The following is an 8079-nucleotide window of genomic DNA, read 5'->3' as shown; positions in this document are numbered from 1 at the left end:
AGTTGAGGTCTCCGGCAAACCCGGCGCGGTTCAACTGCCTCAACGCACCGGACCAGACCTTTCCCGATTGGCGTCCCTGAGCTGTTGCCTCAACATGGTAGATGATTTTTCCACGGCCTTTGAAACTCGCTGCAGAGAATCCATTCTTGCATGTTCGGCAGGCAACCTTGCGACATCGAGTGACGGCAAGTTTACGTTTTTAACGTCGTCGAAGGTTTTGCGGAGGTTCGCAATTTCTGCGTCAGATGCTTTGTCTACAGCATATTTCTTATGGCTCTCCATTCCTTTGGAGAGGGCTTGCTTCAATTCCGGATTAGCGCGCGTGACGCTATTAAGCTCTGATTTGTGGTCCTTTGTCAGATAGCCCCCGGCGCGCGCTTCAACAAGGACATCAACTGCCTGTTTTCTAACCTTCCACTCAACAGGAACATCCATCCGGGCGAAAGTCGTAATTGCATTATCAATGAGAGCTGAGAGGGCCTCCGGCCCAATTTCAGAAAAATGCCCCGTCATCCGGGAAGTCTGAGTTGTTTTTAATGCGGAACTGTCAGACTTCAGTACTTCCACCGCAGTCATGTTTGCTCCAGCCTCCCGAAGTTGTGTGCGGATGCTTTCCCGGCGTTCTTTTTCGCGCCGGGCGAGCAGGCCACTTAATTCTGGCCAATGCGTCGTAAGATCGAAGAGATCGGACAGGTGTTCTTTTGTCAGGTAGCCGCGTGCTCTGGATTCAACAACGACATCGGCCGCCTCATGACGTCCTTCTATATTGATCGAGTAACCCTCTGCGCCGTGCTCCTCGAAATCGACCCTGGTAAGGGGATGCCCTCTGTCTCCAAGTATTCTGATTGCTTCCTTGATGAGACTTGACCGATCATTTTTGGCAACGTCGTCAAAATATGGCGTCATTGCGCTGATCGTCTCAGATCTCACCACGCTATCTGGAATTGCGAGTATCTTCGTAACGAGGTCAGAGTTTTCCGCTGAAGATCGAAGTTTGAGAATTGGCCCCACGGCTTGCACGTGATCTACCGCAGGGACTGGCTCCAGTTCTCGCGGCACGTTAAATACCTCCCGCTGAACCTCTGGAAGTTCCTCCTTCACAACAGCCGCATAGTGATCATTTGCAAGCGACCGCAGATAATGAATTCGCGCTTGAACCCTGTTTAGTCGGGACGATGTTTTTGCAACCGCGTTCGCATGTGGTGAAAACGTCCTGAAATCGTCCAGTCTGCGTGCTGTCTCATGGATATCGTCCGAGACCATATACATCCCGACCTGCTCCACGAGTTCAGACGGCAGGCGTCTAAAGAGATATGGATCCAGCTGCTCTGTACCGGGTCCAGATTGATGAGCCGGGAGACTTTCAGCTTCAACCTTACTTCCATTTGCCATGATCATCGCTCCTTTTGTAGCAACCACACATGAGGCCATGAACGAGCTGGCTTTGTGGGAATACTATTTGGCGCATGGCATCGTCCAAACCAATATCGTGTTTCATTTGTAACGCCCAGAAGCGGGATTTCCGGGTACAATCATATGTCCGTTCTCGAAAGTGAACCTTGACCCGGACTGGACGGGAAATTCAGGGCATGGTCCGATCCAGATTTCTTCCGCTGCCCTGCGCCACTGACGCTCGCCGTTTTGTTCACGGCATCCGTTTCAAGCGAGAGACCCGGTCACGTTCGTCGCCAGGTGCTCACCAATAGCGCTCGTCCAACTTTTCGTTCACCTTCTCCATATGACGAGAGAGGCCGAGAACCGCGCTCTGCTGTCAATCGCGCCTGAATGCTGTAGTGGGCCGACGCTTCGGAGAATGTAGCCAGAAAGAGCTGTCTCAGGAAATTTGAACCGCCGGGATAGGTGGGATTTCTGTCTGGCTTCGGCTAGGACGACCGCGCCGGAACCATGTGTCGCCTGCCGCCACCAGAGACACACTGACGCGGGAGAACGATTTTTGTCCGGTGCGTCAGGCAAACCGGGCGCCCTCTTCAATCTGGTATTCATATCCGAACGAACGCCGGTTGTGATGCCGGAATATCGTCCGATTTGCCGATCAGCAAAGCCGCTCTCTGGACCCCGCAATACATCCTGACGAACGACAATGCCTGTTATACCAGCGCTCAATGATCAGAACTCATTGGCCCATTCTCTGCGGCCGATAGACATGATGCGCCAGGGTTGGCTTTGAAGCTTTCGCCAGGCATCACAGCAATGATCGACAATGTCCTCGTAAGATTCGAAGATACGATTTGAGAGCCAGTTCTCGCGCATGAACTGCCAGAGGTTTTCGACCGGGTTCAGTTCCGGGGATTTTGAGGGCAACGGCAGGATCGTGATGTTGCCGGGGACGACGAGGTTATTTGACATGTGCCAGCCCGCTTGATCCATGATGAGGATGGCGTGGGCGTCCTTTGCGACATGGCGGGAGATTTCTGCCAGATGCTGGGTCATCGCATAGGAGTCGCACCACGGCATGACCAACGCTGCCGCCTTGCCGAGCTTGGGACAGATTGCACCGAAGATGTAGGCTGACCTTGTGCGCTGATCGTGCGGCGCTGAAGGTCGCGTTCCGCGTTTGGCCCAGCGACGGGTAATCTTGTTCTTCTGCCCGATGCGGGCCTCGTCTTGTGGGATGGTTCGCCTCCTCCCCGGCGGATACGCTTCGTCGTCCAACAAGAAGGAGGCATTACATGCAAATCAAGCAAATCGGCATCGACATTGGCAAGAACAGCTTTCATGTGATCGGGCTCGGCATGGAGGGCGATATCGTGCTTCGCCGACAATTCACCAGATCTGGGCTGATCGCTTTCTTTAAACAAAAGACGGAGCGGCTCGAGATCGCCTTCGAGGCTTGTTCCGGGGCGCATTGGCTGGCGCATCAGCTCGTCGCCATGGACCATGACGTCCGGCTCCTGACGCCCGAGAGTGTCCGGCCTTTCGCAAAGGCGCAGAAGAATGACTGGAATGATGCACTGGCGATCGCGGAAGCCGCGCAACGACCGGGCCGCCATGCCGTGGGCGTCAAGTCACAGGAGCAACTGGACATTCAGGCATTGCACCGGGTGCGGCAACGGTTGGTGACGGCACGGACCGCCATCATCAACCAGGTGCGTGGCCTTCTGCGCGAACGGGGTCTGGTCTTTGGCTCGGGCCGGATGCGTTTCGATAGATTCCTGCGGGAACTGTTGACCGGCCAAGAGATCCAGCTCAACTCGGTTTGCCGGGCATTATTCGCCACACTGGCCGCCGAATATGAAGCAGTCGACGCCCGCATCGAAGAGATCGATGCAGAGCTTGCCACATTCGCCAAATCCAGTTCTGCCTGCAGGGCGTTGTTGTCGGTGCCTGGTGTCGGCGTGATCGTGGCCACGGCCCTGTTCAGCGCTGTGGCAAATATTTCGGATTTTAGGAGCGGCCGGGATCTTGCTGCTTTCCTGGGGCTCGTTCCGCGGCAACGATCAACGGGTGGAAAGACGACACTGTTGGGAATATCAAAACGTGGCAACACCTACGTCCGGACCTTGATGATCCACGGCATGCGCTCGGCCTTCTATAACCGCAAAAAGCGAGAGAACGGCCTTTCAACTTTCATGGAAAGGCTGGTCGAGCGAGGCATGCATGCGAACAAGATTGTGGTAGCGAGCGCCAACAAGGCTGCGCGCATCATCTGGGCTATCCTAACACAGAATATATCGTTTCAGCCGAACGCCGCCTGAGGTGCGAGGCTGATTGACTTGCGAGGAGAAAGCGATGGTACCGTGCATCTGATAGGATGCGCAGCCTGATGGTTCCAGTAGATTGATCCCTGCTCGCCCTGGTACAAACCGGAGAATGCAGAGATCACAGCATCTGGTCGTCTTGTAAGGAACGCATCCCAGCGGCTCCCATTGTGGCTCGGGCATCTTCGCCCATTAGCAAGCCGGATACGCTGAAGCAGGGTCTATCGGGACTGTCGTTTCTTCTTGCAAACCGGAGGCGAACCATACACTGGAACCAGATTTCTATTCGTTTGCCTTGGGCTACTCCGGCGGCAATCTCCGCCACTGCGGCGGGGAGGTTTTTTTAAACTCCTCAATGGCTTGAGGATCTTGCGCATGATGTTTGGGACGGGCGGTGAGTTTGCGATAGCCCATCGCATTCAACTCGCGACCAAGCGTCTGGCGGCTCACCGAGATGCGATGCTCCTGCCAAAGCCATTGCACCAGATCGACGAGCCTCCAGCGCACCACGCCGTCAAGATAGGGAACGGGACCTTTCTCGACAGCCTCGACAAGCGCCTTGCGCTGCTTGTCATTCAGCAAGGGCTCACGCCCCTTGGCCTTGCCCGTTTTCAGACCATCTGGACCGTGCTGATTGAAACGCTGGACCCAATCGCGGATGATCTGCAAACCAACCCCGCCAACAGAGGCTGCCTGACTGCGCGAACCGCCCTCGCAAATGACCGACAAAGCAAGCAACCGGCGCGACCAATCCGCGTCGCGGCTTTGGCGTGCCAGACGCCGCAAGTCGTCAGTCGTGTAGTCTCGGCGAATATCAAGTGCTGTTCCCATGGCGAAATCTCCTTCCGCCATGTTGAATCATGATTTGCTGGATAACGGAATCCCGTGAGTCAAAATCATCGGGCCTTGGTATTACAGCTGTAGCGCAAATACGCTGCCTATAAAACTCAAGTGGTGATAAATTTTCACCCTGTTCCAATGCATGATCTTCGCTCGTTATTGACGACAGCGGAGCGACCATCAGACCGACCCGGGACAGTATAACGCCCGAATACTACAATCTATTCCTTTTAAGGATAAATAATATGACCAACGACCAGAGATCATCACCTGAAGGCTCAACCAGGCGCGGCCTTCGAATTATATCCTCCACCGCAAAGCAACTTGCAGACGATGACGGCAGCGATGACCACTACGATGGCGAGCCGTTTTTCGAAACCAGAGAGGACGAGGAACTCGCATCTCTGATGGAATCTCTGGAGTCTCCGAAAAACAATACTGAGAAATAAGCGTATTATATAGATTTTTATCAGGGATATTATTATGGTTGACGAAGACTATAAAGAACAGATTGCCGCATCTATTGCAGGTGATCGTGATGTTAGATTGAAAGCAAATAATAACGCAGGGCTTTTTGTCTGTGTCCCCAAGGATGATAAAGGCATCATTTGGGACGCGTTGGCTCCGCAAGATTTTACAAAAAAATACGGAAATCCCACGCACAGGGATCTCGACCATCTCCTGATCCTCAAGAGGGATACGAATGGGAATTATATTCCGTCTCAACTGTACGATAAAACCATAAAAGCCGGGTTGGCACGGGAAAAACTGGCCAGTAAAAACGGCCAAAAGCTGACCAAATCCGAAGACATGGCAATTTTCGTCGAAAGCCGAAACATCGCAAGGAAGCATTTAAGGCAAGACGGCGTGCCTATTCACTTCGATCCCCCAAAGGAGCCACAGGGAACATGGAAAAACGCCCAGGGGCAGACATTACCGAAGTACAGGCTGGAGGGAGAAAACAGGGAATTCAAGACGCCCGCCGGGCTTCGTGAACAAAACTATGAATATATACATCCGAAACCCACGGGAGCGGCTGCGCCCGATGTTCTCCTGCATAATGGCTACGCGGGTATCCTCGTATTCCGGCAGGAAAATGACGGCCTGCATAACATTGCAGCCATGAAGGAACAATTTGGTGCATCCCATGTAGCACTAAAGTCAGAGAGCAATTTTTACCACACCCCGGAATACATCAACTCCCGCCCGGACTGGAATACGGCCGAACACAGATTCGGAGGCTACCTTCGTGAAGGCCATATCAAAAATCTGCCCGAAATTATGGTTATCACCCCGGATAAACGCATTTATCCGGCAGAAATGATTCTTGAGCAGCATCCTGACTCTCTCCCGGCGATGAGGCTACGTTCCGGTCCGAGCGCGGAGACCGACGACTTTGCTATCAACGTCAGAGATCGCCGTAACAACACCTATCTGCCGATCGAAATAGCCCAGACGAACGAGTCCGGACACCTCGCGGAAGCATTGGACAGGCTGGAGGCGGCCAGCGCCACGCGGATCCACAAAGGGCCATGGGTTGAGACCGTGGAGAACGATCCGCACACAATGACTTCCAACGCAAGAAACGCCATGTACGACAGATATGAAAACTCCCCCCATGGCTGGGTCCAGGACGGGCAAATTCTCTATCCGTTTCATGACAAGCACATCACCGTGCGAGGCGAGGCATTCAGAAAGAGCTTTCCCGACGACAAAACCTTCCTGGCGACCGAGGGAGAACAGGGTGGTCGCAACGGAAGTTTTCGCAATATGGCCTCGATGGGCCCCAATTCGATCCCGCCCGCCGCATGGGAGGAACTCAACGCCATCAGGTCTGAGGCTGTAGCCGAGTCGAAGTTCCTCCACTTCGCCAAGGAGATAAAAACCGAGCCTACGGCAGCTATTCCTGGCGCAGGGATCAAAACGGAACCGGATCAACGGGTTCAAGGCCTGACGCCAGAGAATCCCGGCCCAGCGACCAGGGCAGCAACCAACAGCAGAATGGACATCCAGAACCGACCTCCGTCCAGAGATCATGATGGGGATCACGACATCAGTTGATGGATACGAAGAACAAGAGCAGGCTCGCTGCTCCTTCATTTACAACCAACACAGAAACACTCATGGCCCGCGAGGAGCATCGCGGAACGCGTCTTTCGAATTACGAAGCGCCGCTCATGAGTTAACGCTCCACCAGGAGGATTACAATGGCTCGATTCTCTTCCAGTACCCCCGACCTTGTCCTGGGCAAACGTTTCGCCAAACGAGTGAAAGAAGCAGAGAAAGAACTCTCGGCAGCGTCGACAATTCGGGCAGACGAGGCCGACGCTTTCAACGATCGCTACGGACAGGAGGGGAAGGCGCCTCGCTACGCCGAAGAAGACGCGCTCCATGGTCTTGCCGGACCAGAGGGCAAGGTCGGTGTCATGTACCAGAGCTTTCGAAAGAAGATCATGTACGAGCCCGACCAGCCCGATGTGATGATCCGCAGGAAAAAAAAGTGGTGGGGTAAAAGAGCAGAACAGCATGTGGAGGACATTCCTGGAAGCAAGGATGCCGATGGGAATCCACTGAAATATGTTTCCAGATATAAACTGATGCGTGGCAATAGGACGCTCATCGATAGCCGATATGACGTTGATGGCAAGCTCCTGAAAGAAACAGTCAACCTCAGCAATGGGCGTGCACAAGAACAATGGGATAGGGACACCAAGGGAAGACTGATCCGCACACACTTCTCGACCGAACGCTTGCGAGACGGTATTCTGTTCAGTCCGGTTACCGAAACGATGTCCGCACTCAAGGACGGTAAACGCATAGTCACCCAGCAAAAAGGGCAAAGGGTAAACACATTCGACCGGGATGAGGCCACAGGGAAATTAACTCCTACGGGCAGGAAAGGCTTCTTCGGGGAAAAGAGCGTGTCGTTCAAGCCTGACGGCAGCATTGCAACCACACACGCCAAACGCGGAATACTATACACTGAAGACGTCCAGTACAAAGGCGACCGGCTTAAACTGGTGACAACCAAAAGATTTCTCCGCACCAAAAAGGTTATTCCAGTTGAATTAACAGTCGGGGAAATGGAGCAGCAGCGACGGCTGAGAGAAGCCAAACTACGGGCGACCACGGAAAACGTCAGACCCGCCCCTTCTCACCAGGAGATGCAAGACAGATCCGCAACCTCCACCACCGCGCCGCCTCTTCTCTTCCCCCGGACGCCGACATCGTCCGTGGCCGCCGAGCACACACTGACGAATATTCCTCTTCCCGATCCTGTTCCTCTTCCCAATCCTCCTCCTCCTCCTCCCATTCACAGGCTCGGTTCTCGTTCACCCTCTTCAGAGAGAGATCAGACCCAACCTCCGGTCACGAAGCCATCACCCGATCACTGGCAACCTGTTCTAAAGCTTGGCGAGAGGTCAAAAACGTCCTCAGGCGATGTGGCAGACAACGGCAAGAAAGCGCTGATGGAATCGTTAGCGGTTCCACCAGCAACCTCAAGCCGGTCGGCAGGCAA

At 54.0% G+C, this 8079-nt stretch carries 6 protein-coding genes and 1 pseudogene; 4 read left to right on the top strand and 3 right to left on the bottom strand.

The annotated features are described in order from the left end of the window. Window positions 1-39 precede the first annotated feature (39 nt). Both RS75_RS24625 and RS75_RS24620 read right to left on the bottom strand, forming a co-directional pair. A complete protein-coding gene (locus RS75_RS24625; protein ID WP_045025230.1) occupies window positions 40-1392 on the bottom strand; it encodes a hypothetical protein in 1353 nt (450 codons plus the stop codon). A 735-nt stretch (window positions 1393-2127) separates the two neighbouring features. Continuing rightward, window positions 2128-2676, bottom strand: a complete 549-nt coding sequence (locus RS75_RS24620) for an IS630 family transposase (protein WP_045025229.1) — start codon at window positions 2674-2676, stop codon at window positions 2128-2130. A gap of 14 nt (window positions 2677-2690) precedes the next feature. Here RS75_RS24620 and RS75_RS24615 point away from each other — a divergent pair, with 14 nt between their 5' ends. Further along, window positions 2691-3716 (top strand): IS110 family RNA-guided transposase, encoded by a 1026-nt coding sequence (locus tag RS75_RS24615; protein WP_045025228.1) that lies wholly within the window; start codon window positions 2691-2693, stop codon window positions 3714-3716. Between the two features lie 303 nt (window positions 3717-4019). Here RS75_RS24615 and RS75_RS24610 read toward each other — a convergent pair whose 3' ends face one another. Beyond that, a complete protein-coding gene (locus tag RS75_RS24610; RefSeq protein WP_084687215.1) occupies window positions 4020-4571 on the bottom strand; it encodes a helix-turn-helix domain-containing protein in 552 nt (183 codons plus the stop codon). A gap of 233 nt (window positions 4572-4804) precedes the next feature. Here RS75_RS24610 and RS75_RS24605 point away from each other — a divergent pair, with 233 nt between their 5' ends. From RS75_RS24605 to RS75_RS24595, 3 genes and pseudogenes are all read left to right on the top strand, one after another. Further along, window positions 4805-5008, top strand: a complete 204-nt coding sequence (locus RS75_RS24605; protein ID WP_045022982.1) for a hypothetical protein — start codon at window positions 4805-4807, stop codon at window positions 5006-5008. A gap of 34 nt (window positions 5009-5042) precedes the next feature. Then, window positions 5043-6620 (top strand): VirE2 family protein, encoded by a 1578-nt coding sequence (locus RS75_RS24600; protein WP_045025227.1) that lies wholly within the window; start codon window positions 5043-5045, stop codon window positions 6618-6620. Window positions 6621-6766: 146 nt separating this feature from the next. Next, window positions 6767-8079: pseudogene (locus RS75_RS24595) on the top strand (hypothetical protein); the annotation flags it as partial.

It is taken from the genome of Rhizobium nepotum 39/7, from assembly GCF_000949865.1.
GTDB classification, from domain to species: domain Bacteria; phylum Pseudomonadota; class Alphaproteobacteria; order Rhizobiales; family Rhizobiaceae; genus Agrobacterium; species Agrobacterium nepotum.
Note: the sequence above shows the minus strand (reverse complement) of the source record. Positions and strands in the feature narration are given on the sequence as shown.

What these genes read in the sequence shown, in the direction of transcription:
- RS75_RS24600 (WP_045025227.1), top strand. Translation starts at nt 5,043, where the DNA reads ATGGTTGACGAAGACTATAAAGAACAGATTGCCGCATCTATTGCAGGT.
- RS75_RS24605 (WP_045022982.1), top strand. Translation starts at nt 4,805, where the DNA reads ATGACCAACGACCAGAGATCATCACCTGAAGGCTCAACCAGGCGCGGC.
- RS75_RS24625 (WP_045025230.1), bottom strand. Translation starts at nt 1,392, where the DNA reads ATGGCAAATGGAAGTAAGGTTGAAGCTGAAAGTCTCCCGGCTCATCAA.
- RS75_RS24610 (WP_084687215.1), bottom strand. Translation starts at nt 4,571, where the DNA reads ATGGCGGAAGGAGATTTCGCCATGGGAACAGCACTTGATATTCGCCGA.
- RS75_RS24615 (WP_045025228.1), top strand. Translation starts at nt 2,691, where the DNA reads ATGCAAATCAAGCAAATCGGCATCGACATTGGCAAGAACAGCTTTCAT.